Annotated in this window: 22 protein-coding genes; 3 read left to right on the top strand and 19 right to left on the bottom strand. The window is 67.1% G+C overall.

Annotated elements, in window-relative coordinates; translation table 11 throughout:
* Positions 1–105: 105 nt before the first annotated feature.
* The 13 genes from G3545_RS10565 to G3545_RS10505 all read right to left on the bottom strand — a co-directional run bounded on the left by G3545_RS10565 (position 106) and on the right by G3545_RS10505 (position 14,662).
* The gene (locus tag G3545_RS10565) at positions 106–1,659 is read right to left on the bottom strand and encodes a gamma-glutamyltransferase family protein (protein ID WP_170018014.1); all 1,554 of its coding nucleotides are present in this window, start codon (positions 1,657–1,659) and stop codon (positions 106–108) included.
* Positions 1,660–1,706: 47 nt separating this feature from the next.
* A complete protein-coding gene (locus G3545_RS10560) occupies positions 1,707–2,588 on the bottom strand; it encodes an amidohydrolase family protein (protein ID WP_206151411.1) in 882 nt (293 codons plus the stop codon).
* Positions 2,585–3,574, bottom strand: a complete 990-nt coding sequence (locus G3545_RS10555) for an NAD(P)-dependent oxidoreductase (RefSeq protein WP_170012308.1) — start codon at positions 3,572–3,574, stop codon at positions 2,585–2,587. Before G3545_RS10555 ends, G3545_RS10560 begins: the two co-directional genes overlap by 4 nt.
* The gene (locus G3545_RS10550; RefSeq protein WP_170012306.1) at positions 3,574–4,722 is read right to left on the bottom strand and encodes an aromatic ring-hydroxylating dioxygenase subunit alpha; all 1,149 of its coding nucleotides are present in this window, start codon (positions 4,720–4,722) and stop codon (positions 3,574–3,576) included. The genes G3545_RS10555 and G3545_RS10550 overlap by 1 nt, the downstream gene beginning before the upstream one ends.
* Complete coding sequence (locus tag G3545_RS10545) at positions 4,719–5,675, bottom strand: arginase family protein (protein WP_246702773.1); 957 nt, start codon at positions 5,673–5,675, stop codon at positions 4,719–4,721. The genes G3545_RS10550 and G3545_RS10545 overlap by 4 nt, the downstream gene beginning before the upstream one ends.
* Entirely contained in the window at positions 5,672–6,430 is a 759-nt protein-coding gene (locus G3545_RS10540; RefSeq protein WP_348644644.1) for an ABC transporter ATP-binding protein, read from the bottom strand. Before G3545_RS10540 ends, G3545_RS10545 begins: the two co-directional genes overlap by 4 nt.
* The gene (locus G3545_RS10535; RefSeq protein WP_170012304.1) at positions 6,430–7,200 is read right to left on the bottom strand and encodes an ABC transporter ATP-binding protein; all 771 of its coding nucleotides are present in this window, start codon (positions 7,198–7,200) and stop codon (positions 6,430–6,432) included. The genes G3545_RS10540 and G3545_RS10535 overlap by 1 nt, the downstream gene beginning before the upstream one ends.
* Positions 7,197–9,221, bottom strand: coding sequence for an ABC transporter permease (locus tag G3545_RS10530; protein ID WP_170012302.1), 2,025 nt, complete (start codon positions 9,219–9,221; stop codon positions 7,197–7,199). Before G3545_RS10530 ends, G3545_RS10535 begins: the two co-directional genes overlap by 4 nt.
* An 83-nt stretch (positions 9,222–9,304) precedes the next feature.
* Positions 9,305–10,429, bottom strand: coding sequence for an ABC transporter substrate-binding protein (locus tag G3545_RS10525; protein ID WP_170012300.1), 1,125 nt, complete (start codon positions 10,427–10,429; stop codon positions 9,305–9,307).
* A gap of 103 nt (positions 10,430–10,532) precedes the next feature.
* Positions 10,533–11,012, bottom strand: coding sequence for a RidA family protein (locus tag G3545_RS10520; RefSeq protein ID WP_246702772.1), 480 nt, complete (start codon positions 11,010–11,012; stop codon positions 10,533–10,535).
* Between the two features lie 228 nt (positions 11,013–11,240).
* On the bottom strand, positions 11,241–12,137 hold the full coding sequence (locus G3545_RS10515; RefSeq protein WP_170012296.1) for a LysR family transcriptional regulator: 897 nt from the start codon (positions 12,135–12,137) through the stop codon (positions 11,241–11,243).
* Between the two features lie 294 nt (positions 12,138–12,431).
* Entirely contained in the window at positions 12,432–13,661 is a 1,230-nt protein-coding gene (locus G3545_RS10510) for an outer membrane protein transport protein (RefSeq protein WP_170012294.1), read from the bottom strand.
* A 146-nt stretch (positions 13,662–13,807) separates the two neighbouring features.
* On the bottom strand, positions 13,808–14,662 hold the full coding sequence (locus tag G3545_RS10505; protein ID WP_170012292.1) for a methyltransferase domain-containing protein: 855 nt from the start codon (positions 14,660–14,662) through the stop codon (positions 13,808–13,810).
* A gap of 226 nt (positions 14,663–14,888) precedes the next feature.
* Here G3545_RS10505 and G3545_RS10500 point away from each other — a divergent pair, with 226 nt between their 5' ends.
* Entirely contained in the window at positions 14,889–15,716 is an 828-nt protein-coding gene (locus G3545_RS10500; protein ID WP_246702771.1) for an alpha/beta hydrolase, read from the top strand.
* A 141-nt stretch (positions 15,717–15,857) separates the two neighbouring features.
* Here G3545_RS10500 and G3545_RS10495 read toward each other — a convergent pair whose 3' ends face one another.
* Positions 15,858–16,589 carry a hypothetical protein gene (locus G3545_RS10495; protein WP_170012288.1) on the bottom strand — a complete coding sequence of 244 codons (732 nt, stop codon included), beginning with the start codon at positions 16,587–16,589 and terminating at the stop codon, positions 15,858–15,860.
* A gap of 284 nt (positions 16,590–16,873) precedes the next feature.
* On the opposite strand from G3545_RS10495, the gene G3545_RS10490 reads away from it, so the two are divergent.
* Positions 16,874–19,204: an EAL domain-containing protein gene (locus G3545_RS10490; RefSeq protein WP_170012286.1), complete on the top strand. Its 2,331-nt coding sequence runs from the start codon at positions 16,874–16,876 to the stop codon at positions 19,202–19,204.
* Between the two features lie 223 nt (positions 19,205–19,427).
* Positions 19,428–19,712, top strand: coding sequence for a hypothetical protein (locus tag G3545_RS10485; RefSeq protein WP_170012284.1), 285 nt, complete (start codon positions 19,428–19,430; stop codon positions 19,710–19,712).
* A gap of 144 nt (positions 19,713–19,856) precedes the next feature.
* On the opposite strand, the gene G3545_RS10480 is transcribed toward G3545_RS10485, so the two are convergent.
* The 5 genes from G3545_RS10480 to urtB are packed head-to-tail and all read right to left on the bottom strand — an operon-like array spanning position 19,857 to position 24,918.
* The gene (locus tag G3545_RS10480; protein WP_170012282.1) at positions 19,857–20,795 is read right to left on the bottom strand and encodes an acetamidase/formamidase family protein; all 939 of its coding nucleotides are present in this window, start codon (positions 20,793–20,795) and stop codon (positions 19,857–19,859) included.
* A 23-nt stretch (positions 20,796–20,818) separates the two neighbouring features.
* Complete coding sequence (gene urtE / locus G3545_RS10475) at positions 20,819–21,511, bottom strand: urea ABC transporter ATP-binding subunit UrtE (protein ID WP_170012280.1); 693 nt, start codon at positions 21,509–21,511, stop codon at positions 20,819–20,821.
* Position 21,512: 1 nt separating this feature from the next.
* Positions 21,513–22,241, bottom strand: a complete 729-nt coding sequence (urtD, locus tag G3545_RS10470; protein WP_170012278.1) for an urea ABC transporter ATP-binding protein UrtD — start codon at positions 22,239–22,241, stop codon at positions 21,513–21,515.
* On the bottom strand, positions 22,241–23,320 hold the full coding sequence (gene urtC, locus G3545_RS10465; protein ID WP_170012276.1) for an urea ABC transporter permease subunit UrtC: 1,080 nt from the start codon (positions 23,318–23,320) through the stop codon (positions 22,241–22,243). The genes urtD and urtC overlap by 1 nt, the downstream gene beginning before the upstream one ends.
* Positions 23,317–24,918: an urea ABC transporter permease subunit UrtB gene (urtB, locus tag G3545_RS10460; RefSeq protein ID WP_170012274.1), complete on the bottom strand. Its 1,602-nt coding sequence runs from the start codon at positions 24,916–24,918 to the stop codon at positions 23,317–23,319. The genes urtC and urtB overlap by 4 nt, the downstream gene beginning before the upstream one ends.
* Between the last annotated feature and the right edge of the window lie 49 nt (positions 24,919–24,967).

The raw sequence follows: 24,967 nt of genomic DNA, 5'->3' as shown, positions 1-24,967 counted from the left end.
CGAGGCCACCTGCGGCGGCACCTCAGGATGAGGTCGCTTTCATAACCACCTCATCCTGAGGTGCGAGCGCAGCGAGCCTCGAAGGATGCTCACGCAGGACACCCCTCAAAACCCCAGCGCGCAACCATCCTTGCGTATGTCCGATCCCGCGATCAGGCAGCCATGCTCCTTGTCGACCAGGATCAGCTGCCCGCCGCCGAACGGCTCGACCGCGCGATGCACGGTGTGGCCACGGCCGGCGAGGTCTCTCAGTACCTCGTCCGGATAAGTCGTCTCCAGTTCCAGCGCGCCGTTGAAGGCGAAGGAACGCGGCGCATCGAGTGCGGCCTGCGGGTCGAGGTCGCGGTCGAACAGCCCGGAGAGCAGCGCCGCCTGGCCGGCGGCCTGGTACTGTCCGCCCATCACCCCGAACACGCCGAACGCATCGCCGTCCTTGCGCAAGAGGCCCGGGATGATGGTGTGCATCGGGCGCTTCTTCGGGCCGATGGCGTTGGGATGGCCCTCGATCAGTCGGAACGAGTTGCCGCGGCTGTGCAGCATGATTCCCGTGTTGGGATCGATGCGGGTCGAGCCGAAGGAGTGGAACAGCGAATTGATGAAGGAGATCATGTTGCCGTCGCGATCGACGACGCAGAGATAGACCGTGTCCCTGTGCTCCGGCTCGTCCCACATCACCGGCGGCCGGGCACGCTTCATGTCGATGTGCCGGGCGAGGCGGCGGGCGGTCTCCGGCGCCAGCAGCTTCCCGACCGAGACCGTCATCGTCGCGGGGTCGCCGAGCAGCGCGTCGCGATTATGATAGACCAGCTTGGTCGCCTCGGCGTGGATGTGGGTGCGGTCGGCCATCGAGACGTGGGGGCCGAGGTCGAATTCGCGCAGGATCCCGAGCAGCATCAGGGCGGCGAGGCCCTGGCCGTTGGGCGGGCACTCTTCCACGGTGTAGCCGCGATAATCGGTCGAGATCGGCGTCGTGTAGAAGGCGGCGTCCTTCGCCTCGGCAAAATCCTCCAGCGTGTGCAGCCCGCCGAGGCCATTGAGGTACTTCACCAGCGAGGCACCCGTGGCGCCCTCATAAAAGGCAGCGGCGCCGCTCTTGGCGATGTCGCGCAGGCGCTGGCCGAGCAAAGGCTGGGCATGGCGGTCGCCGGCGCGCGGTGCCTTGCCGCCGGGCAGGAAGAACGCCGCGGCGCCGGCATCCTGCGCCAGCAGCGCGGCATCGTCCGCCCAGTCGAAGGCGACGCGCGGGGTGATCGGATAGCCGTTCTCGGCATAGTCGATGGCGCGGGCGAACAGTTGCTCCAGCGGCAGCGAACCATGATCGGCGTGCAGCTTGGTCCACGCCGAGATGGCACCGGGCACGGTGACGGCGTGGGCGCTGGTCTTGGGGATCTCGCCCTCGAGCCCGAGCGACTTCAGCTTCGCGACGGTGGCGGCGGCAGGGGCGCGGCCGCTGCCGTTCAAAGCTATGGTCTGCTTGCCCTTCGGCGCATAGAGCACGAAGCAGTCGCCGCCGATGCCGGTCATGTGCGGCTCGACCACGCACTGCGTCGCCACCGCGGCCAGTGCCGCATCAACGGCATTGCCGCCGGCGCTCAGGATCTCCAGCCCGGCGGCGGTAGCCAGCGGGTGCGAGGTGGCGATCGCGGCGTCGCGCGCCATCACCGGCGGGCGGGCGGGTCCGAAGAAGTCGGTTCTCTGGCACGAAATCACGGGAGCTGATCCTGCTGTGGCGAGGGTGCGAAGCCGTAAAGCTCGGCCGGGTTGTCGACCATGATGCGCGCGGCGACAAGATCATTGCCGCACCATGCGTGGAAAAGATCAACCAGCCGCGCATCGTCCGGCGGGTTGCCGGGCTTGGACGGGTGCGGCCAGTTGGTGGCGAACAGGCAGCGTTCCGGCGCCTCACCGATCAAGGTTTGGGCGAGCCGCGCGACATCGGGATAATCCGGCGCGCCTACGCGCGAGGTCTCGTAGACGCCCGAGGTCTTCACCCAGGTGCGGCCATTGTCGATGAGCCGGCGCAGTGCCGCAAAGCCCGGATGATCGACGCCGACCGGCTCCAGGAACTTGCCGTTGTGGTCGATGACGAGGCGGCCGGGCAGCCGGGCGAGGCGATCGGCCTGCTCGTGCAGGAGCCGCCCATCCATCTGCATCTGCACATGCCAGCCGAACGCCGCGGTCTTCGCCGCCAGCGTCTCCAGATCCTCCCAACCCAGCGAGCCGCCGCCGATCATGAAGAAGCGGATGCCGCGTATGCCGAGATCGGTGAGGAGCGCCAGCTCGTCGTCGGAGATATCCGGCGGCACCACGGCGACGCCGCGGGCATCGGCGCCGAGCGCCGCCATGGCATCGAGCGTGACGCGATTGTCGAAGCCATAGACCGAGGGCTGCACCACCACCGCCCGTGTCAGGCCGAGCATGGCGCGCACGCGCCTGTAGCTCTCGATATCGCCGCCCGCGACCGGCGGGAACGGCGAATCCGGCCGCGGCGGATAGATCTCCGCCGGGCCATAGGCATGCATGTGGCAGTCGCAGGCGTTCGGCGGCGGCAGGAATGCCGGGATACGCGTCGGGATCAAGCCGGTCACTTCACGCCCCAGCCGGCAACGCGGTGCGGATTGACGGCATGGATCGGCAGCCGCCCGGCGAGGATCGCCTTGACCTGCTCCACCGTCTCCAGCGCCTGGTGTTCGGAAGGCTCCGGCATCAGCGCCGCGGTGTGCGGGGTGGCGACGACGTTCGGCAGGCGGGCGAGGCGCGGCGAGGGCTGCTCGTCGGTGCCGTCGCCGACATCGAGCCCGGCGCCGGCGATGACGCCGGAGGTCAGCGCGGCTTCGAGATCCTCTTCATTCACAAGGAGACCGCGGGAGATGTTGATGAAATAGGCGTCCTTGCGCATCCGCGCGAAAGCGCTCGCATTCATCATGCGGGTGGTCTCCGGCGTCGCATAGGCGGCGCAGATCACGAAGTCCGGCTGCGACAGCACCTCGTCGAGGCCCACCACATCGACCGCGCCATGGCCGATCCTGGCATAGGGGTCATAGACCGAGACCTTCATCGCGAAGGCCAGCGCCAGTTCGACGATGCGCTTGCCGATCGAGCCATAGCCGATCACCCCGACATGAGCGCCGGCGAGCTGCTTGCGGAACACCATCGGGTGCTTGGCTTCGCCGGCATGATAGCGCTCGGCATCGCGGGTGATGCCGCGGGCGAGGTCGAGCATCAAGGCGATGGCGTGCTCGCCGACCGAATCCGCATAGCCCGAGCTGCAGCGGCAGATCAGGATATTGGCGTCGGAGGCGGCATCGACATCGATGTTGCGGATATCGACGGCGCACCGGATGAAGGTCTTCACGTCCTTCAAGCGGCTCATCACTTCGCGCGGCCCGGCGGCAAGGCGGTCGGAGATCACCACCTCGCAACCCTCGGCGGCCTTCACCAGCGCATCGCCCCGCAGCGGCTCGTCGCTGTCGTTCATGATCAGCTCGATCGGCAGGGCTTTCAGCTGTTCCACCGCCTTGTTGCCGTAGAAGTGCTTCAGCAGATCGCAATTATGGGTCAGCAGGACGCGCATCACTCGACCATTCCATCGACGATATGGGCAGGAAGCCGGGCCATCACCCAGCGGTTCATGGCGAGCACCATGTCGTCGCGCCAGGAGAGTGGGCCAGGGCGTGCCAGCTTCGAGGAGAGGCCGCGCTGCTGCTTCTCGAGGATGCCGACATCCTCCAGCGCCACCGCTTCCCAGCGCTTGTAATAGGGCGCGGCGCGGCTCTCGAAGTCCGGCAGCTCGGTATAGGCTTTCGGGAAGCAGCCGCCGACCGAGAGCACCGAGCGGTCGACCGCGACCGGGCGCACCGCCAGCCACCAGATGCAGTCCTGCGCGCAGGCGAACTGCGTGGTCGGCGCTACAAGCGTGAAATAGGTGCCCTTGCGGGCCTGTTCGTTCAGGCCCTCGATCGGCGGGAAGGGCGGCTCCTCGCCGAGCACGGCGATGGAGCGCGAGGACTGCACCTGGATGCTCAGCCATTCACCGGAGGTCGGGAAGCTCACCGAGCGCTGCGCCCCCACTGTCGCGGCATGGACGACGCCGGTGTGGTAGGTCTCCATGGCGTTTTCGAGCAGCAGCTTCCAATTGCAGTTGACGTCGATCTCGATGTGCCAGGTCTTCGCCATCTCGCCGAAGCGGTGGCTGCCCAGCAGTTCCGGCAAATTGCCGAGATAGGTCGCGAGATCGGGGGCGTCGTCGTCATAGTTCAGGAAGATCGCGCCTTCCCAGACCTCCATCCGGATCGGGATCAGGCCATGCGGCGGCTTCTCGAACTTCGGCACCTCGCGCATGCCGGGCGCCCCGGCGAGCGTGCCGTCGAGCCGGTAGTTCCAGGCGTGGTAGGGGCAGATGATATTGGTGGCGTGCCCGCAGCCCTCCAGCAGGATCGAGGCGCGGTGCCGGCACACATTGGCGAAGGCGCGCAGGACGCCGTCCTCGCCGCGCACCAGCAGCACCGGCCCGCCGACGCTTTCCAGCGCCTTGTAGTCGCCGGGGTTGGGAACCTCTTCGAGGCGTCCGGCGAAGAACCAGGTCTTGAGGTGGATATGCTGAACTTCGGCCTTGAAAACCTCGGGGTCGGTATAGAAGCGCGTCGGTGCGCTCTTGGCGTCGCCGAGCGGCGGCTCGGTCCACACATACGGCTCGGGAACCAGAGTGGTGGCGGTACTCATGACCGGTTTCCTCCGTTCAGGCGATGCTCGGCCTGGCCGAGCTGGACGAGATGCATGGCGATCACCGCGACATGGCCGGCCAACATTGCGGCCATGCCGGCGACATCGTGCGGCGGGCTCAGCGTGTTGATGTCGACGCCGACGAGGTCGAGCCCCTTCAGCCCATGCAGCAGGTCGAACGCCTCCGCCACCGGCGGGCCGCCCCAGGTCGGGGTGGCGACGCCCGGCGCTGCCGACGGATCGAAATAATCCATGTCGAAGGACAGGTGCACCGGGCGGTTGCCGGCGACCTCGCGCACCTCGGCGGCGACATCCGCCGCGCCGCGCTTGCGCACTTCCTCGCCGGTGATGACGCGGAAGCCGAGCGAGCGGGTATAGTCATAGGCGCCGGGCACCAGCATGGTGCCGCGCGCACCGATATGGAACGAACGCTTCGTGTCGATCAGCCCTTCCGCCGCGGCGCGGGAGAAGGTGGTGCCGGTATTGATGTCCTCGCCCGGATAGGCGTCGGTGTGGGCGTCGATATGCACCAGCACCAGCTCCGGATAGCGCTTGGCGAGCGCGCGCAGCACCGGCAGCGTCACCGTGCCGTCGCCGCCGACGCAGAGCGGCACGGCGTCCGCGCGCACCACGTCAAACACCGCAGCTTCCATCGCGGCGAGGGAGGGGCCGAGATCGGAGGCGACCACATCGACATCGCCGAGATCGACCACGCGGTTGCCCTCGCGGGGATCGACATCGGCCAGCGGGGGATAATAGGGCCGCACCTCGCTCGACATGGCGCGGAACGCCGCCGGCCCCTGGCGCGAGCCGATGCGGGTGGCGTGGGTGCCGCAATCGAACGGCAGCCCCATCACCGCGATCTGACCGGCCTTGGCCTCGCTCGCCTGCGGCACGCCGAGGAAGGTGCCGAGGCGCATCCGGGGTGTGGATGCGCTTGCAGTGTCCGTCATGCCTCGTTCCCCATATAGAAGGCCTTCACGCGCTCCGGATCGATCGACGACCCGGAGTCTTCATGGACGATGCGGCCGAGCCGCATCACATAGACATGGTCGGAGAGGCGGATCGCCTCGACCGCGTTCTGCTCCACCAGCAGCACGGTGGTGCCGCGCTTGCGGATCTCCTGCACCGTGTCGAGGATGAGATCGATCATCTGCGGCGCGAGGCCCATGGTCGGCTCGTCCATGACCAGCAGCGAAGGCCGCGACATCAGTCCGCGGGCAATGGCGAGCATCTGCTGCTCGCCGCCGGAGAGCGTGCCGGCGGCCTGCGACATGCGCCTGCCGAGGATCGGGAACAGGCCGGTCAGCGTCTCGATGTCCTGCTCGATCTCGGTCTTGTCGTTGCGCACATAGCCGCCGAGCACGAGGTTCTCGCGCACGCTCATGCCGGCGAAGACGCGGCGGCGTTCCGGCACATGGGCGATGCCGCGGGCGACGCGGGTTTCCGGGGCGAGCCGGGTGATGTCCTCACCGGCAAAGCGCACCGTGCCGGAGGTGAGCGGCAAGAGGCCCGAGAGTGCCATCAGCGTCGTGGTCTTGCCGGCGCCGTTGCTGCCGACGAGCGAGACGATGCGGCCGGGCTCGATGGTGAGGTTCACGCCGTCGACCGCACGGATGCGGCCATAGGCGACGGCGAGCCCCTTCACCTCCATCAGCGGCGCCACATTGCGCGCCTCGTCGAAGCGGTGATGGTTGGTGGCGTCCATCACACCCGCTCCCGGCCGAGATAGGCGGCCTGCACCAGGGGATCGGACAGCACGGCGTGCGGCGTGCCGTCGGCGAGGCGCTTGCCATAGTCGAGCACGGTGAGATGGCCGCACAGCGATCGCACGATCTGCATGTCGTGCTCGATCAGCAGCACGGTGATGCCCTGGTCGCGCACTGCGCGCACCAGATCGGCGATCTCGGTCTTCTCCAGCGCGTTCATGCCGGCGAGCGGCTCGTCGAGCAGCAGCAGCTTCGGCGCCGACATCAAGGCGCGGGCGATCTCGACGCGGCGCTGATGGCCATAGGAGAGGGTGGTGGCGACGCGGTCGGCGACGGTGCCGCCGAGACCGACGAAATCGAGCAACTCATAGGCCCGCTCGATCATCGCCGCCTCGGTGGCGCGGGCCTTGGCCGAGCCGAAGATCAGTCCGAGCGGGGAGGCGTGGAAGCGGCGATGGGCGCCGACCAGCACGCTCTCCAGCACGGTCATGGCGCCGAACAGCCGGATGTTCTGGAAGGTGCGGGCGAGCCCCGAGGCAGCAATGGCGTTGACGCTCAGCCCGCCGATCTCGTGGCCGTCGAATGTGAGCATGCCGGCGGTGGGGCGAATGAAGCCGGTGAGCACGTTCAGCACCGTGGTCTTGCCGGCGCCGTTCGGCCCGATCAGCCCATGGATGGTGCCGCGCTGGACCGCGAGATCGAGCCCGCCGATCGCCTCCAGCCCGCCGAAGCGCACCGTCAGTCCCTTGGTGGCGAGCAGCGGGCTCATGCCGGCCTCCGGCGCATGAGCCCGGCCATGATGAGCTGCACCCGCGCGCTCGCGGCCAGCCCCTGCGGGCGGAACAGCATCAGCGCGATGAGGATGATGCCGAGCAGCGCGAAGCGCGTCTCGGGGAAGGCCTGGACGAAGGGGATATCGATGGCGAGCTGGAGGAAGACGATCCAGATCACCGCGCCGACGAACGGCCCGACAAAGGTGCCGAGGCCGCCCAGCACGATGAGCATCAAGAGGATGATGTTCTCGAACAGGCTGAAGTTCAGCGGGCTGATATATTGCTGGTAGTGGGCATAGAACACGCCGACGAAACCGCCGACAAAGCCGCTTGTGGCATAGGCATAGAGCTTGTAGCGCGCGGTCGGCACGCCCATCGCCTCGGCGGCTTCCTCATCCTCGCGGATCGCCACCCAGGCGCGCCCGACATAGGAACGGATCAGCCGGCCGATGGCGAACAGCACCACCACGGCGAGCGCCAGCGCGAAGAAGAACTGCATGCGCGGCGTGCCGAGCGAAAAGCCGAACAGCGTCGGCGCGGGTATGCCGCGAATGCCCATCGGCCCGCGGGTGAGGTCGATCCAGTTGATGGCGACGATGCGCACGATCTCGCCGAAGCCGAGCGTCATGATGGCGAGATAGTCGCCGCGCAGCCTCAAGGTCGGGGTGCCGAGCAGCACGGCGAGGCAAGCGGCGATCAGGCCGCCGAGCGGCAGATTGAGGTAGAGCAGCCACCACATCTCCTGCGGGGCGATGCCGAAGGTGTCCTTCAACACCAGCACGAACAGGATCGAGGTGAGGTAGGAGCCGACGGCCCAGAAGGCGACGAAGCCGAGATCAAGCAGGCCGGTAAAGCCGACAATGACGTTCAGCCCGCTCGCCAGCATGCCGTAGATCAGCACCGTGGTGAGGATGCGCAGCCAGTAGTCCGACGGGATGAACACGCCCAGCGCGATGGCGATGGCCAGCAGAGCGAGGGCAAGCGGCACGCCGCCCTGCGACGTGCGGGCGAGCATCGTGTCCATCTGCTCGAAGCCGGCGCGGATCCAGCGCGGGCCGATCTCGCTGATGCCCCCCAGCAGGCTGCCGCGTCCGGCGGAGTTCAGCTCCGGCCGGCCGAGCAGGCCCTGCGGGCGGATATAGAGCAGCAGCACCAGCAGCACGAAGCTGATGGCGTCCTTGTAGGCCGAGCCATTGGGCAGGTAGCCGGCGCCGAGCGCCTCGACCAGGCCGAGAATGACGCCGCCGAGCGCCGCGCCCGGCGTCGAGCCGATGCCCCCGAGCACCGCGGCGGTAAGCGCCTTCACGCCCGGCAGGAATCCCATGCTGGCATGGGCGAAGCCATAGGTCTGCGCATAGAGCAGGCCGGCCAGCGCGGCAAAGCCCGAGCCGATGGCGAAGGCGGCGGCGACCACGCGGTCGACCGGTATGCCCACCAGCATCGCCGCGGTCTGGTCCTCGGCGCTGGCGCGCATGGCGCGGCCGAGCGTCGAGCGCGAAATGAACAGCGTGAGCCCGATCATGGCGAGGATGGCGGTCGCCATCACCACGAGGTCCATCACCGAGAGATAGATGGCGCCGAACAGCACCACCGGCGGATAGGTGGCGAGCGTGAATTCCGGGAAGCGCAGTTCCTCGGCGCCCCAGATGGTCTGCGCCGCGCTCTGCAGCACCACCGAGACCGCGATCGAGGTGATGAGCGGGGCGAGGCGCGGGGCCTTGCGCAAGGGCCGGTAGGCGATGCGGTCGACCACCACGCCGAGCGCGGCGGTGATGAGGATCGCCGCCAGCGCCGCCAGCGGGAAGGAGAGGCCCGGCATCGGCACGGTGTAACCGACGAGGCGCACCTCATCGAGCATCAGCGAGGTGGTGAGGAAGGCGCCGATCATGAACAATTCGCCGAAGGCGAAGTTCACCAGCCGCACCACGCCATAGACCAGCGTGAAGGCGACCGCGGTCAGGGCGTAGATCGCCCCGAGCACAAGGCCGTTCGCCAGCAACTGCCCGAAATATTCCATCGCGTCGGATCATAGGTCCGGAAAAGAGGCGGTGGCGTGCCGAAACCCGCCGGACATGCGTCCAGCGGGTTTCGGGTCCCACGTCAGGGCTGCTTAGGGGCTAGGCTAAACTTGCCGCCGCTGACGGTGAGGAAATAGAGCGCGCCGGCGCGATCGCCACTGGGATCGAACGTGGTCGGGCCGGTGACGCCGGGCACATCCTTTAGCTTGGCGAAGGCGGCGTTCAGGCTCTCGCGGGTGACCGGGCCATCCTTGGCGGCGAGGTCGACGGCGGCGCCGAGCGTGATGCCGGCATCATAGCCGAGCGCGGCCCAGGCGCTGGGGTCTTCCTTGTACTTCTCGCGATAGGTGGTGAGGAAGGCGGCGGTCGCCGGCGTCGACACCGAGGGGTCGAACATGCCGTAGACGATCATGCCTTCCACCGCGCCGCGGCCGAGCTTCATCAGCTCGACATTCAGCGCGCCATCGGTCGAGAGCAACTGCGCCTTGATGCCGAGGGCGCGGGCCTGCTCGGCGATCTTGGCGGCCTCGGTGTAGAAGCCGCCGATGAAGATGGCGTCCGGCTGGGCGGCGCGCACCTTGGTCAGCAGGGTGCGGAAATCCTTGGCGCCGAGCAGGTAGGATTCACTGCCGAGCACCTTGGCGCCGGCCTTGGTCGCGGCATCGCTGAAGGACTTGGCGACGCCGATGCCGTAATCATCCTGCTGGTTCAGCACATAGATGTTGGAGAGGCCGAGGGTCTTCGCCGCATAGGTGCCCATCATCGCGCCCTGCACCGCGTCGGTGAGCACATTGCGGCGGAAGTACGGGCTGACATTGGACAGCGCCGGGCTGGTCACCGCCGAGGCGAACACCGGCAGCTTGCAATCATTGAACACCGGGATGGCGGCGAGCGCGATGGAGGAGAACGAATAGCCCATCACCACGTCGACATTGCTGTCCGAGCAGAAGCGCTGGGCGATCAGCACGCCCTCGCGGGCTTCGCCGCGATCGTCGACCGCATCGATCTTGTAGGTGGCGCCGCCCTTCTTGTTGAGCGCGTCCACCGCAAGGTCGAGACCCTTGCGCATGTTGAGGCCGAACGCCGCGAAATCGCCGGACAGCGCTGCGGTGAAGCCGATGGTGACCTGGTCCGCGCTGTAGGCGGCGGCCGGTGCGAGCGCCAGGCCGATGCCGAGGGCAGCGGCGGCGATGCGTTTCATCGTCATGTCAGTCTCCCCTGGAGAAGCCCGTGCGCTTCTTCGCACACGCTGCGTCTGGTTACTGTTGTTCCCGCATTTTGCGGGCCGGAAGGTTGTTGTTGCTGAGGGATCAATGGATTTCCACCGTCACCCAGGTCTCGAAGCAATAGTCGTCGGCGAGTGACATTACGCCGATGGAGGCACGCGGGCCGACGCCGATCTCCTCGCCGAACACCTGCTCGAACAGGTCGGTAAGCCCGCTCGCCACCTTGTGCGGCTCGGTGAAGTCCGGCGCCGAGGCGATGAAGTTGAGCGAGCGCACCAGGCCCTTGACCCGATCGAGATCGCCGACCGCGTCGACAATGCAGCCGAGGCAGTTGAGCCCGGTGAGCCGTGCCGCCTCATAGCCTTGGGCCACAGTGAGGTCGCGCCCGAGCCGGCCGGGATAGAGCACCTTGCCCTCAGAATTCACGCCCGCGGTCTGGCCGGACAGGAACAGCAGTTTGTCGCTCTGATAGTGCGGCTTCATCTTGCCGTAGAGCTTGCCGTAATAGCCCTCGCCGCCACCTGCCGCAGGTAGCTGGAGCCCGAGTTCCGCGAGACGCTTCATCGCCGACATCGATCATTCCCCGCCCGGCCGGACGCCGGATCTCAGATGCTGATTTCGATGCGTTTTCAGGGCAAGGTCAAATGTGATTCAGAGGCCAAGCTATAACTTTGCGTTATAGCCTTCCTTTATCGCACGGCCCTTTATCAGCATGCGAACAGCGATCGCCGCTCCCGGCCTTCCGGCGAGGTGCAACGGGCCGGCGCTGCATCTTCTTTGTGCGCGCTCGGCCTATCGGAAAGGCGTGCGGTCGGGTGCCATGAAGCGCCGGAAGCGCTCCATGAAGTCGACCGCGATGCGCGAGGGCGGGCGGATGCTCGGCCGGAACATGCCGAAGCGATACGGCACCATCGGTTCGAACGGCACCGCCTTAAGCCCGGTCGAGGTGAAGAAGCGGGCGGTCGCCGGATCGACCAGCGTCACCGCGCCGAGTTGCTGCACCAGCACGCAGGCCGAGCCGAAGAACTCGACCTCGGCGACGACGTTCCAGTGCACATTGGCGTCGAAGAACGCCTCCGCCGCCGCGATATGGGTGATGTGCTCGGGGAACAGCGTGACGAACGGCATGGATTCCAGCTGGCGCGGGCCGACCCGGGGCTCGTTCGCCAGCGGGTGGTCCGGCCGCATCACGCACATGCAGCTCACCTCGAACAGTTCGAGCGAGGCGACATGGATGTCGATCGGCAGCTCCGCGAAGCCGACATCGAAGGCGCCGATGGCGCCGAGATCGCGCACCGCATAGGAGGAGCGGGTGATGAAGCGCGCGGTGGCGCCGCGATTCTCCCTGAGCACCTCGGCGATGATCGGCGGCAGCACATAGGTGGCGAGGCCGGGCGGGCTGGCGATCAGCAGCGTCGCCGAGGACAGGCCCTTCAGGTTGCGCGAGACCGCGAGCGTCTGCTCCATGGCATCGAGCGTGCGGGTGATGGTTGCGAAGAAGGTCGCCGCCTCGGGCGTCGGCTCCAGCCTGCCATGGGCGCGATGGAACAGCTTCAGCCCGATCTCGTCCTCGAGCCGGGCGATGAGGTTGCTGATGGCGGGCTGCGATTTCTTCAGCACCGCCGCCGCCGCGCTCATCGAGCCGTTCTCATAGACGGCACGGAAGGCTTCGAGGTGGCGCGTGTCCATCAGTGTGCCGCTCGGCTTGAGCATCCTTCCAGGCTCGGCTTCGCCGGGCACCTCAGGATGAGGTTCATCTGTTCTCTGTAAGAGTAACCGCATCCTGAGGTGCGAGCGTCAGCGAGCCTCGAAGGATGTTGAAACCGAGCGACCCCTTCTTTCCGCCCATCCAGCGTCATCCCGGAATTGCCGCGGGCAATATCCGGGATCGCAGACAAGGTGCCGAGCTGGACTTCACGCGATCCCGGCTCTCCGCCCTGCGGGCTGCGGGCTGGATGACGGCCGATTGGAAAAGCCGGACGGCTACTTCCCCAGCTTCATCCTGAGCGCCACCGACACGATGCTCACCCCGAGGTCCGAGGTCGCCTGGAACGGCACGCCGAGATAGCGCGGATTGCCCTCGGTGAGGTCGATGTCGCCGTCGCCGAGCCCCATCGAATAGAGATAGGAGGCGTCGAGGGTGATGCGCTCATTGTATTTATAGGTCGCGCCCGCGGAGAGGATGAACTGGTCGGTCTCCGGCAGGCGGGTGTCGCGGTTCTCGACGGTGAGCGGCGCCACCTCGTAGCCAATGCCGGCGCGCAGGGTCAGCGTGTCGCTGTAGTCGTATTCGGCACCGACCGAATAGAGCCAGCCGTCGCGATAATCGAGCTTCAGCGAGGTGAGCGGCACGCCGCCCGGCCCGGTGACGGGCAATTCGCCGAGCTTGCTCCAATGGTCCCATTCCACCGTGCCGAGCACGCGGAAGCGTTCGGTGATCTCCTGGCGGATGCCGAAGCTCAGCACGTCCGGCGTGTCGAGCGTGGTCTTGGCCGGCGTGCTGGTGCCGGAGACGTCCAGCGAGCCGTTGACGTCGTGCGAGATCGACGAGCGATAGCCGAGGCCGAGCGTGATGCCCTTCCACGGATTGATCTGGACGCCGAGATTGAAGCCGACGCCGAGATCATCCGTGGCCCGCAGCAAGGCGCTCGGCGCGTCCGGCTCGACGCCGATGGCCTGGGACAGGCGCGCCCGGAAATATTCCAGCTGCACGCCGGCGCCGACCGAGATCATGTCGTTGATCCGGTAGGAGGCCATCGGCGTGACGTTCAGCGAGAAGATCTCGGACTGGCGCGAATAGACTTGGCCGGCCCAATTGTCCGGCGCCAAAGTGGAGAGGCCGAAGGCGCTGTTGATGGCGACGCCGAGCGTCACCCGGTCATTGAGCGGATAGGCGATGTAGCTCGCCGGCACATAGGCGGAGCGCCCGACATCGACCGAGGAGTTCGACGTGCCGCCTACCGCGTCCTGGAAGGCGTTGGTGGCGTCGCTCGGGTGGATGTCGAAGGAGGGGAAGATTGCCGTGAGGTCGCTCTCGGCCTCGAAGTCGCGCACCGTCGCCAGCACGGCCGGGTTCCAGAAGCTGTAGGACAGCACGTCGCCGGCCGCGACGCCGGCGATCGCCATGCCGAAGCCGGCGGCGCTCTGGTCGCGGATCAGGAAGGCGCCGGCATGGGCCGTAGAGATTAGTCCGGCCGCGAGCAGTACGCCCACGGTCGCTCGAATGGCCGTCAAGCCGCGCATTGCCCCACCTGTCCCGGATTGCCCCCGCCGCACATGACTTTAGGGACGATTCCGCGGCACGTCGCCGTCGCCACGCGCGGTGACGCGGGAAAAAGTGAGACTTTTTAAGCGCGTGGTTATTTCGTCACGACAGCGCCGGTTGCAGCCCACGCGCCGACCAGCCGCGGGTAGAAGATGCAGTGCTCGCCAGCGCCGGCCTCGGCATTGAGTCGCTCATAGAGCGTGTCGATGCCGATTTCCTCCGGCGTCGCGATGCCGAGCTTGCCCATGAACGGCATCAGGCTGCGCACCGATTCGGTGACGAATTCGAAGCCGGCCTCTTCCCGGCCGCTGGCGATGCGGGTGAAGCCGGCGAGCTGCGGATCGAGCCCGGCGGCGCGATAGGCGGCGAACAGATGCGAGCCCATGTCCATCTGCCGGCCGACCCGGCGATAGAGCTCGATGATGCGCCCGATATTCGCTTCCAGCAGCGGCAGCGGCGGTATCGCCGTGGCGGTGCTCATGTCCATCTCGATGAAGGCGATGAGCGTGCGCGCGCGTGCCCGCGAGGCCAGCGTCGACAGCACCGCCGCGGGGTCCGGCATGTGCACCAGGATGAAGCGGCCGATGATGGCATCGAATCCGTCCAGTCCCTCGAACGCCTCGACGGGGGAGGCAAGGAAGCGGGCCTGGCTGCGCCCGGAGGCGCGCATGCGCGCTTCGGCGATGCCCAGCGCCTCGGCGGAAATGTCGATGCCGAGCACCTCGCCGGAGGGGCCGACCAGGTCGGCGGCGATCGAGGTGACATCGCCGACGCCGCAGCCGACATCGAGCACGCGCATGCCCGGCCTCAGGCCGGCTCGCATGAGTATGTCCCGCGTCGCCTCGGCGAAGAAGCCGGCCTGCCGTTCCAGCCGCGCCAGTTCCCGCTCGGAATGGCCGAGCACATAGGCGGCCTCGCCGGAGGTCTCGCGATTTTCATCATTCCTCATCGAGGCGTCTTCCCGTTGCTCGGTGTCGTTGGATTGGCGTTCTTGATCGCCGGGGGTGGCGAAGGGGAAAGAGGTTGCGGGGAAGCCCGCCCGGATAATTCGATTCTCGAAGTAGTGCTGATTTTACCCGATGGCCTAAAGGCAGCGTAAACCTTTCCATCTGACAATTGCGCGAGAGGATTCGGCCGCACCCATGATTCTGCCGCGCAAAACGGTTCGGACGGCCATGGCCGACATCGCCGTGCTGGAGAGTTCCGGCACCGGCATGCCGGTGCTGCTGATCCATGGCAATTCGAGCTGCAAGGAAGTCTTCCTCCGCCAGTTGGAGAGCCCGGCGGCGACGCGCTATCGCATGATCGCGATGGATCTGCCCGGCCATGGCGACTCCACCGATGCCACGGACGAACGCGCCTACACCATCCCCGGCTATGCCGAGACCGCGCTCAATGTGCTGGAGGCCATGGGGGCGTCGAATGCCGCCGTGCTCGGCTGGTCGCTTGGCGGCCATGTCGGCCTCGAAATGCTGGCCCGCCGCCCGAATCTCAAGGGCCTGATGATCGTCGGCGCCCCGCCTTACGCTCATGGCTTCCTCGGCATGATGCGGGCTTTCCAGGTCAATCTCAGCCTGCTGCTGGCGACCCGCGCCAAGCTCAGCCTGATGGAGGCGCGCCGCTTCGCCCGCACCAGCCTCGGCGCGGCCTATGATCCGATCTTCCTGGACGTGGTTCGGCGGACCGATGTGCGGGCGCGCCCCGCGCTCTATCGCGGCATGATGCGCGCCGACGGCGCCGACCAGAAGCAGATTGCCGAGCACGCCAGCGCGCCGATCGCGGTCCTCAACGGTTCGGAGGAGCCGTTCGCGCGGCTCGACTATCTGGCCGAGCTTGCCTATGGCGATCTCTGGGACGGGCAGTGCCATGTCATTGAGGGGGCGGGGCACGCGCCGTTCCTGGAGCGGCCGGGAGCGTTCAATCCGATCTTCGAGCGGTTCCTCGACGAGCTCGCCGCGCGCAAGGCGCGCACCGTGCCGGAGCGGGTCGCCCACTCGGCGTGAGACATTCATGTCGTCATCCCGGACGGCCGAAGGCCGGGCCGGGATCGCAGGCAAGGTGCCGAGCGGGACTTCACGCGATCCCGGCTCTACGGCTTCGCCTTCGGCCGGGATGACGGCCTCGTTTTCCGAATAACGTCCGCCTCAGCCCCGCGCGGCCTCGAACGCCGCCGGTTGCGGCACCAGCGGGACGCTGGGCATGGCCGGCATGCGGCCGAACAGCGCCGCGCGCTCCCGCTCGGTCGAGCGCAGGAACGGATAGCGGGCCATGATGCCCTCGCGCACCGTCGGATAGTGGATCGCCATCAGGCTGATCGGCTTCATCAGGCTCGGATAGTCGCGCGGCTCGCACAACGGCTTCAGGCCGAACAGGCGCTTGTAGAAGGCCTGGTGCTCGGCGCGCACGGTGGCGAGACCGATATCGGCGTCGAAATATTCCGAGGCGAGGAAGCCCATGCGCACCGTCGCATAAGGCAGTTCCGGGTGCAGCCGGGCCATCGTCTGGTCGGCGACGAAGCGGGTCGGATCGACGATGGAATGGCCGCGCGCGATCTCCGGGCCGAGCAGGTCGGAGAACACCGTCATGCACGGCGCGTCCGGATGCTCGGGCGAGGCGACGTGCACCCGGATCGAGGAGGCGAGCTGGTCTTCAATATAGATGCCGAAGATCCACGCGTTCGGCGCGTCGTCGTAAGGGTCCGTAAACCGCTTGCTGAAGCTGAGCGGGATCGCGCCCTCGCGCACATAGGCATCGTAGCGCAGCCGGAACACGGCTTCGCGTTCCTCCCCATCGTCGATGGGCCGGCAATCAATGACATCCAGGAAATCGACCAAACGCTCGGAAAAACTGCGGCCTGCAAGCGCCGTAGACGCCATAAAACCCTCCTCGCACTGGGAAAATACGCCCCGCGCGGAGGTAATTTAACTGTTTGTTAACTAAATTTAAATCTTAAAATAATCATCAAAATTTAGGCTTTGTGTCGCAGGCGAGGGGGCTTGACGGCTGCGCAAACCGCACCACCGCCCAACCATCACGCGAGGAAAAGCGCCGAAGCTGTACAGGGTTGTCGGAAAATCGCTTAAATTTGAGCGATCGCGACGAGGGATTGTAAAGGTATTCCGGGCACATTGGCGGTCGATCGGGAGGTCCGTCACCAACCATGCGTCTTCGACCGCCGCACGAGAAGCTGCCGCTGGATATCTACGTCTCGACTGTCGAGGCGCTGTATTCGGACGCACGCTCGCTCTATGCCGGCTCGATCAGCGCCTCGGTCGCCGCGCTCGTCACCTGGTGGAAAACCGGCGACTGGACCCTGCTGGCCTGTGCACTGGTGCTGGCGCTGATCGGCTTTGCCCGCGGGCGCGACATGCGCGCCTTTGCCGGCCAGAGCGAGAAGCCCGCTTCCTACGAATCCGCGCGCCGCTGGGAGGTGCGCTACATCATCGGTTCCGCCACCTATGTCGCGGTGCTGGGCATCTGGTGCTTCCTCACCTTCGCCCGCAACTCCGACGCGGTGGTGCATCTCATCAGCTTCTCCGTGGTGCTGGGCTATATGGTCGGCATCACCGGGCGCAATTTCTCCAGCGACCAGCTCGTCGTCACCCAGACACTGTGTGCGGCAGTGCCGATGATCGCCGGCCTGATGGTGCAGTACGACAGCTACTACGCCTTCCTGGCGCTGCTGCTGGTGCCGTTCTTCCTCTCGATCCGCGTGATCTCCTCGCGGCTGCGCGGCATATTGATGAATGCGGTGGTCGCCACCCACGACATCAAGTCGCTGGCGGCTCAGTTCGACACCGCGCTCAACAACATGCCGCACGGCCTGTGCATGTTCGACGAGCGGCAGAAATTCGTCGTCGCCAATTCGCGTTTCGACGAGTTGCTCGGCCTGCCCGAGGGCGAAAAGCGCGGCGGCACGCCGGCCCACGACCTGCTGCTCGAATGCATGCGCTCCGGCCGGATGTTGCCGCAGGCGGTCGGCCATTTCGCTGCCGCCTTCATGGAGGCGCTGGTGGCGATGCGCCGCGAGCCGCTTCTGGTCGACCGCGCCGACGGGCGCATGCTGGAACTCACCTTCCAGCCGATGGAGACCGGCGGCTGCGTCGTGCTGGTGGAGGACATCACCGAGCGGCGCAGCGCGGAAGCCAAGATCGAGCACCTCGCCCGCTACGACGCGCTGACCGGCCTGCCGAACCGCACCTCCTTCACCGAGCAGTTCGAGAGCGCGCTGGCCAGCCGCAACATGGGCACCTCGCGCGCCGTGCTGTTCGTCGATCTCGACGATTTCAAGCAGGTCAACGACACGCTCGGCCATTCGTGCGGCGACGCCCTGCTGTGCGAGGTGGCCGACCGGCTGCGCAACGCGGTGCGCGAGATCGACCTCGTCGCCCGCTTCGGCGGCGACGAGTTCGTGGTGCTGCAGACCCTGCGCCGCGGCAAGGAGCTGAAGGACGCCGCCACGCTCGCCCACCGCATCATCGAGACGCTCAGCGAGATCTACGACATTGACGGCCACCAGATCGTGGTCGGCGCCAGCGTCGGCATCTCGCTCACCCCGCAGGACGGCGCGAGCGTCGACCAGTTGCTGAAGAACGCCGACATGGCGCTCTACCGCGCCAAGGCGGACGGGCGCGGCGTATCGCGCTTCTTCGAGCGCGACATGGACGTGAAGGCACAGGCCCGCCGCACGCTCGAGCTCGACATCCGCGACGCGCTGGCGCGCGGCGAGTTCCAGCTGCACTACCAGCCGATCGTCAATCTGCAATCCGGTCGCTCGACCACCTGCGAGGCGCTGCTGCGCTGGCCGCATCCCACGCGCGGCATGATCTCGCCGGCCGAGTTCATCCCGGTCGCCGAGGAGATGGGGCTGATCGTCGATATCGGCGCCTGGGTGCTGCGCCAGGCGTGCAGCGAATGCACCAAATGGCCGACCGATGTCAGCGTCGCCGTCAATCTGTCGCCGATCCAGTTCCGCCGCGCCAATGTCGAGGCGCTTGTGCGCGAGGCGCTCGCCACCTCCGGCCTGTCGCCGGACCGGCTGGAGATCGAGATCACCGAGACCGTGCTGCTGCAGGACACTGCGGCGACGCGGCGGACGCTGCGCCGGCTGCGCAATATGGGCGTGCGTATCGCGCTCGACGATTTCGGCACGGGCTATTCCAGCCTCAGCTATCTCCAGGCCTTCCCGCTCAGCAAGGTGAAGATCGACCGCTCCTTCCTGCTCGGCGTCGAGGCCGACCGCCGCGCCATGAAGCTGCTGCGCGGCGTGGCGCGGCTCTCGGTCGAACTCGGCATGTCGGTGGTGGTCGAGGGCGTGGAGACCCAGCAGCAGCTGGCCGTGCTCGCCGCCGAGAAGAGCGTGAGCGAGGTGCAGGGCTTCCTGTTCAGCCCCGCCATTCCGAGCGTCGATATCCGCAAGCGGCTGGTGGCCGAGCGCGAAGGCCTGCTCAGCATCCAGCACGCCGGCTCGCTCAGCTCGAACGCGGCGTAAGTCGGGGCTCGCTCGGCTTCAACATCCTTCGAGGCCGGCCGTTTGCCGGCACCTCAGGATGAGGTTCCTCCTTGAGAACAACCTCATCCTGAGGTGCTCGCGCAGCGAGCCTCGAAGGATGTTGAAGCAGGACGCCCTATTGCCGCCGCCGCACGCGGGCGCCATTCTGCGGCACTTCAAGATTGCAGATTATTAGCCAGCTTACTCAATGGGAGGAACTCCGATGTCCGAGAGCAAAATGACCCGTCGCGACCTCGCGGCTCTTGCCGCCGGTGGTGCGCTTGCCGTCGGCATGGTCGGCGCTGCCGCGACCCCGGCCGCCGCCTACCAGGGCAATATGGAGCGCGCCATGTCCGCGCTCTACCAGGCGCTGGCCTCGTTGCGCGAATCCACCCCGAACAAGGGCGGCCACCGCGAGAAAGCGATGGAGCTGGTGCAGCAGGCTATCGCCGAGACCCAGGCCGGCATCGTGTTCGCCGACGAGCACGGCGGCGACGGCCCGCAATAGGCCTTTTGGTCGCTCTGCGTGAACATCCTTCGAGGCCCGGCTTTGCCGGGCACCTCAGGATGAGGTTTGTCTTTTAAATCGACCTCATCCTGAGGTGCTCGCGCTGGCGAGCCTCGAAGGATGTTGAAGCAGGGCGACGCCGCCCTAAAGATGCGACTTCGCCAGCAGCATGTGGACGCCCTTGTTGCCGTCCACCATCTGCGTGACGCGCAGGTTTCCGGCGAGCGAGCACAGCATGTAGGCCTGGTTGCGGGTGAGGTTGGTGCGCAGGCAGATGTGCCGCACCATCTCCCGCGTCGCCTGCTTCGCCGCGTCGTCGAGGTCCTCGTCGAGGCCGATCGACATCAGATGCGTCGCGCTCTCGGCAAACGGCCAGTCGAGCTCCATGTCCTTGCGCACGGTAAGGCGGAAGGTGCCGGTCACCCCGGTCTCCAGCGCGGTGATGCACACCTCGCCGTCGCCCTGCACGCCATGGCCGTCGCCGGCGAAGAACAGCGCACCCTCATTATAGACCGGCAGGTACAACGTGGTGCCGGCGCGCAGCTCCTTATTGTCCATGTTGCCGCCGAAGGCGCGCGGCACCGGCGAGCCGCAGCGGCCCCAGGCCGGCGGCGGGGCGGTGGCGATGATGCCGAAGAACGGATCGAGCGGGATCATCGAGCCCCACGGCATGACGCAGACATTGCGCGCGTGGTCGACCTTGGGGTGGATGGTCTCGTATTCGGTGAATTCGTCGGGCAGCGTGCCGAGCAGTGGCAGGATGGAGACGAAGCCCCAGTCCTGGCGCACCTTCACGTCGATGATGTCGACCTGCAGCGCATCGCCGGGCCGCGCATCCTTCACGAATACCGGCCCGGTGATGAAATGCGGGCCCGGCCCCTGCGGGAGGGTGTCGAGCGCCGTCATATAGTCGGCCGGCACCAGCGACAGGTCGTCGGGCAGCGTCTCCTTGCCGCCGGCGGGGAAGGAATGCAGCGTCACCACGTCGCCGGACGCGACCTCCAGCACCGGTGGCGTCGTGCTGTCGAGATAGCCCCACACCATGTTTTCCGGCGTTGCGGGGATTTCATAGCGGCGCGACATGGCAAGCTCCTGCGGTGCGCGGTTCAGACGGCGATGTGACGGGTGAGATGCTCGCGGCTCATCGCCTCGGCGCGCCCGGCCTCGATGACGGTGCCGCGCGAGAGGATGATGAAGGCGTCGGCGACGCCGATGGCGAAGTCTAGATACTGCTCGACCAGAAGAATGGAGATGCGCCCCTTCAGCGAGGTGAGCACCTGCCCGATGGCGGCGACGATATTGGGCTGGATGCCCTCGGTCGGCTCGTCGAGGATCAGGAGCTTCGGCAGCGTGACCAGCGCCCGGGCGATGGCGAGTTGCTGCTGCTGGCCGCCGGAGAGCGCGCCGCCGGAGCGCTTCCACATCTCCTTCAGCACCGGGAACAGGCCGATCGCCTCCTCCATCGCCGCGGTGCCATAGGTGCCGTGGGCGCGGGCCGCGGCCTCGATATTCTCGCCTACGGTCAGCTCGGAGAAGATCTCGCGGCCTTGCGGCACATAAGCGAGGCCGGCATGCGAGCGCCGGTTCGGCGACCAGGAGGTGGCATCCAGCTCATCCAGCAGCACGCGGCCGGAGGTCGGCGCCAGCACGCCCATGACGCATTTGAGCAGCGTGGTCTTGCCGGCGCCGTTGCGGCCGAGCACTGCCATGCATTCGCCCGGTGCGATGGTGAGGTCGACATGGCGCAGCACCTGGGCCGAGCCGTAATGCTGGTCGAGCGCTTCGACACGGAACTGCATGTCAGCGCCCCAGATAGACTTCGACGACGCTCTCGTCGGCCCGGACCTTGTCCATGGAGCCTTCGAACAGCGTGCGTCCTTCATGGAGCACGGTGACGCGGTCGGCGATCAGCTCGACGAAATCCATGTCGTGCTCGACCACGACGATGGCGCGGTCGGCCCGCTTCAGCGAGCGCACCAGCGCGGCGGTGCGCGCGGTCTCCTCGTCGGTGAGGCCGGCGACCGGCTCGTCCAGCATCAGCACCCTGGGGTCGGAGGCGAGCACCATGCCGATCTCCAGCCATTGCTTCTGGCCGTGGCTGAGCGCGCCCGCCATGCGCGCGGCCTGCTCGGCGAGGCCGATAATCTCCAGCACCTCGGCGACGCGGTCGTCCAGCGCCGGGCCCTCATACTTCCGGCGGAAACCGGCTTCAGTGCCGATCTCGATGTGCTGGCGCACGGTGAGCCCCTCGAACACGCTCGGCTTCTGGAACTTGCGGCGGATGCCGGCGCGGGCGATGGCGGATTCGCTCTGCCTCGTGATGTCGAGCACATCGCCGAACAGCACGCGGCCTTCCCTGGGACGGGTGATGCCGGAGATGACGTCGAGCAGCGTGGTCTTGCCGGCGCCGTTCGGGCCGATCACTGCGCGCACCTCGCCATAGTCGATGGCGAGCGACAGGTCGTTGATGGCGCGGAAGCTGCCGAACTGCACGGTGAGCCCGTCGACCAGGAGCGCGACGCCGGCCATCAGCGCGCCTCCCCGATCTCGGTCGCCAGCCGCTTCGCCCCCATCGGGCGGGTGAGCCGGAATTTGGCGAGGTCGACGAGGCCGTTGGGGAAGACCAGCACCACCAGCACGATCAGGCCCGAGAGGATGAAGGGCCAGACCTCCGGTGCCGCCGAGGACAGCCAGAATTTCACCGCGTTCACCAGCAGCGCGCCGATCACCGCGCCGACCAGATGGCCGCGCCCGCCGATCGCCACCCACACCGCGATTTCCAGCGACAATTCGGGCGAGAGCACGCGCGGATTGATGATGCCGACCTGCGGCACATAGAGCATGCCGGCGAGCATCGCGATCAGCGCCGAGAGGCACCACACCGCGAGCTTGAGGCGCAGCGTCTCGTAGCCGAGCGTGCGCAGGCGGGTCTCGTCGTCCCGCGTCGCCAGCATCAGCGCGCCGAAGCGGCTGCCGACCAGCATGCGGCAGGCGAGCAGGACGCCCGCCAGCGCCAGCACCGAGACCACCGCCATGGCGGTGATCATCCCCGTGGTGCCGATCGGCCAGCCGAACACCACGGCAAAGCCGGTCATGCCGTTATTGCCGCCGAAGCCGGTGTCATTGCGGAACATCAGCAGCATGGCGACATAGACCAGCGCCTGCGTGATGATGGCGAAATAGACGCCGCCGACCCGCGAGCGGAACGAGACATAGCCGAACACACCGGCGATCAAGGTCGTCACCGCGATGGCAATGACCAGCGCATAGGGGAAGCTGCCAAAGCCGGCCCAGTAGAACGGGAAATCCTTCCAGCCCATGAACTGGAGGAAGTCCGGCACCGTGCCCGTCACCTCGAAGCTGTGCTTCAGCAGGTGCATGGCAATGACATAGCCGCCAATGGCGAAGAACAGGCCATGGCCGAGCGAGAGAATGCCGAGATAGCCCCAGATCAGGTCCAGCGAGAGCGCCAGCACCGCGAAGGCGGCAAGCTGGCCGATGGCGTTGGTGAGATAGCGGGAGGGTTCCAGCACCGGCATCGCCACCGCGACGATGACGAGCACGGCGATCAGCGCGAGGAAGGCGCGGTCCTGGGTCCAGCGCGTCATTTGCGGCACCCCTTCACGGCGAACAGCCCTTCAGGCCGCCATTGCAGGAAGCCGATGATCATCAGCAGCACGATCACCTTGGCGGCGACCGCGCCCCACAGCGGCTCGATCAGCACATTGATCTGACCGATGCCGAGCGCGGCGACCACGGTGCCTGCAATGGTGCCGACGCCGCCGAGCACGACCACCATGAAGCTGTCGATGATGAAGTTCTGGCCCATTTGCGGGTTCACGCTGTAGATCGGCGACAGCGCGAGGCCCGCCAGCCCGGCGAGGCCGGAGCCGAGGCCGAACGCCATCATGTCGACGCGGCGGGTGGGGATGCCGATGCAGGCGGCCATGTCGCGGTTCTGCGTCACCGCGCGGATGTTCAGCCCGAGCGGGGTCTTGCGCACCACCGCCCAGGTGATCGCCAGCGTCGCCACCGCGAAGGCGATGGCGAACATGCGGTTCCAGGTGAAGATGAAGTCGCCGATCACCGGCACGCCGCCAGTGACATAGAACGGCGTCTCGAACTGCAGATTCTGCGTGCCGAAGATCACGCGGACGAGGTTCACCAGGAACAGGCTCACCGCCCAGGTGGCGAGCAGGCTCATCAGCGGGCGCTTGTAGAGGTGGCGCAGCAGGCTCGCCTCCAGCGCGATGCCGATGGCGGCGGTCACCAGGAAGGCGAAGGGAATCGCGAGGACCAGGTACCAGTCGAGCAGCGCCGGGACGAGGTGGCGCAGCGCCTCCTGCACGAGGTAGGTGACATAGGCGCCGATCATGATCAGCTCGCCCTGGGCGAGATTGATGACGCCCATCAGGCCGAAGATGATGGCGAGGCCGATGGCGGCCATGAACAGGATGCTGGCAAAGCTCAAGCCATTATAGAGCGCTGCCAGGGTGTCGCCGATGGCAATGCCACGATCGATCCGGCCGACGGCGCGGTCGACCGCCTGCCGGAAGCCGGCGTCCGAGGCATAGGCGGGATCGGCCTTCAGGGCGGAGATCTGCGTCAGCGCGCGCCGGCTCGGAGTCTCGGCGATGCGGTTGATGGCATTGATGCGCTTGGCCATGTCGGGAGAGTTCAGCGCCGCGGTCTGCGCCAGCGTCTCGATCTGGGTGCGCAGGCCGGCATCGCTTTCGCTCGCGGCGGCGGCATCGAGCAGGCCTTCGGGGAGTGAACCGGGCCGACGCTCCAGCGTGCGCAGCGCGGCGGCGCGCTGGTCGGTATCGGGCGCGCTGCGCAGTGCGAGCGCGGCGTCGGCGGTCTCAAACACGGCGCGGTTCTTCAGGCTGAGCACCGGGGTGCGGGCGGTGTCCGGCGCGGTGCGCGGTGCGCGGGTCACGGCATCGACATCGCCCAGCACGGCGCCGGTGTCGTCGCAGGCGAGCTTCTTGTCGATCAGCGCCTTCGCCAGCGGCGCCGCCCAGCCGCGATCCTCCGCGCTGCCGGCGGCGGCGAGGGCGAGCAGTGCTGCGCCGGCCTCGCCCATGGCGCCGGCATTGCCGCAGAGCTGGGCGATGAGCGCAGGCCGATCCAGCGGCGCGGCCATTGCGGGCAGCGCGAGCAGAGTGCCGGCAAGGGCAAGCAGTAGGTGGATGCAACGCGTCATGAAAGTCTCGACGACGACGGCCGGCTCTGCAGCCGGCCGCCTCGGGGGA

Source organism: Starkeya sp. ORNL1 (assembly GCF_012971745.1).
GTDB lineage: Bacteria > Pseudomonadota > Alphaproteobacteria > Rhizobiales > Xanthobacteraceae > Ancylobacter.
This window is presented reverse-complemented; position numbering and strand designations above follow the sequence as displayed.

Bases quoted from the DNA above. Each gene is read 5' to 3' on its own strand.
- G3545_RS10565 (WP_170018014.1), bottom strand. From the start codon at position 1,659: ATGGCGCGCGACGCCGCGATCGCCACCTCGCACCCGCTGGCTACCGCC.
- G3545_RS10555 (WP_170012308.1), bottom strand. From the start codon at position 3,574: ATGCGCGTCCTGCTGACCCATAATTGCGATCTGCTGAAGCACTTCTAC.
- G3545_RS10550 (WP_170012306.1), bottom strand. From the start codon at position 4,722: ATGAGTACCGCCACCACTCTGGTTCCCGAGCCGTATGTGTGGACCGAG.
- G3545_RS10545 (WP_246702773.1), bottom strand. From the start codon at position 5,675: ATGACGGACACTGCAAGCGCATCCACACCCCGGATGCGCCTCGGCACC.
- G3545_RS10540 (WP_348644644.1), bottom strand. From the start codon at position 6,430: ATGGACGCCACCAACCATCACCGCTTCGACGAGGCGCGCAATGTGGCG.
- G3545_RS10535 (WP_170012304.1), bottom strand. From the start codon at position 7,200: ATGAGCCCGCTGCTCGCCACCAAGGGACTGACGGTGCGCTTCGGCGGG.
- G3545_RS10530 (WP_170012302.1), bottom strand. From the start codon at position 9,221: ATGGAATATTTCGGGCAGTTGCTGGCGAACGGCCTTGTGCTCGGGGCG.
- G3545_RS10525 (WP_170012300.1), bottom strand. From the start codon at position 10,429: ATGACGATGAAACGCATCGCCGCCGCTGCCCTCGGCATCGGCCTGGCG.
- G3545_RS10520 (WP_246702772.1), bottom strand. From the start codon at position 11,012: ATGAAGCGTCTCGCGGAACTCGGGCTCCAGCTACCTGCGGCAGGTGGC.
- G3545_RS10515 (WP_170012296.1), bottom strand. From the start codon at position 12,137: ATGGACACGCGCCACCTCGAAGCCTTCCGTGCCGTCTATGAGAACGGC.
- G3545_RS10505 (WP_170012292.1), bottom strand. From the start codon at position 14,662: ATGAGGAATGATGAAAATCGCGAGACCTCCGGCGAGGCCGCCTATGTG.
- G3545_RS10500 (WP_246702771.1), top strand. From the start codon at position 14,889: ATGGCCGACATCGCCGTGCTGGAGAGTTCCGGCACCGGCATGCCGGTG.
- G3545_RS10495 (WP_170012288.1), bottom strand. From the start codon at position 16,589: ATGGCGTCTACGGCGCTTGCAGGCCGCAGTTTTTCCGAGCGTTTGGTC.
- G3545_RS10490 (WP_170012286.1), top strand. From the start codon at position 16,874: ATGCGTCTTCGACCGCCGCACGAGAAGCTGCCGCTGGATATCTACGTC.
- G3545_RS10485 (WP_170012284.1), top strand. From the start codon at position 19,428: ATGTCCGAGAGCAAAATGACCCGTCGCGACCTCGCGGCTCTTGCCGCC.
- G3545_RS10480 (WP_170012282.1), bottom strand. From the start codon at position 20,795: ATGTCGCGCCGCTATGAAATCCCCGCAACGCCGGAAAACATGGTGTGG.
- urtE (WP_170012280.1), bottom strand. From the start codon at position 21,511: ATGCAGTTCCGTGTCGAAGCGCTCGACCAGCATTACGGCTCGGCCCAG.
- urtD (WP_170012278.1), bottom strand. From the start codon at position 22,241: ATGGCCGGCGTCGCGCTCCTGGTCGACGGGCTCACCGTGCAGTTCGGC.
- urtC (WP_170012276.1), bottom strand. From the start codon at position 23,320: ATGACGCGCTGGACCCAGGACCGCGCCTTCCTCGCGCTGATCGCCGTG.
- urtB (WP_170012274.1), bottom strand. From the start codon at position 24,918: ATGACGCGTTGCATCCACCTACTGCTTGCCCTTGCCGGCACTCTGCTC.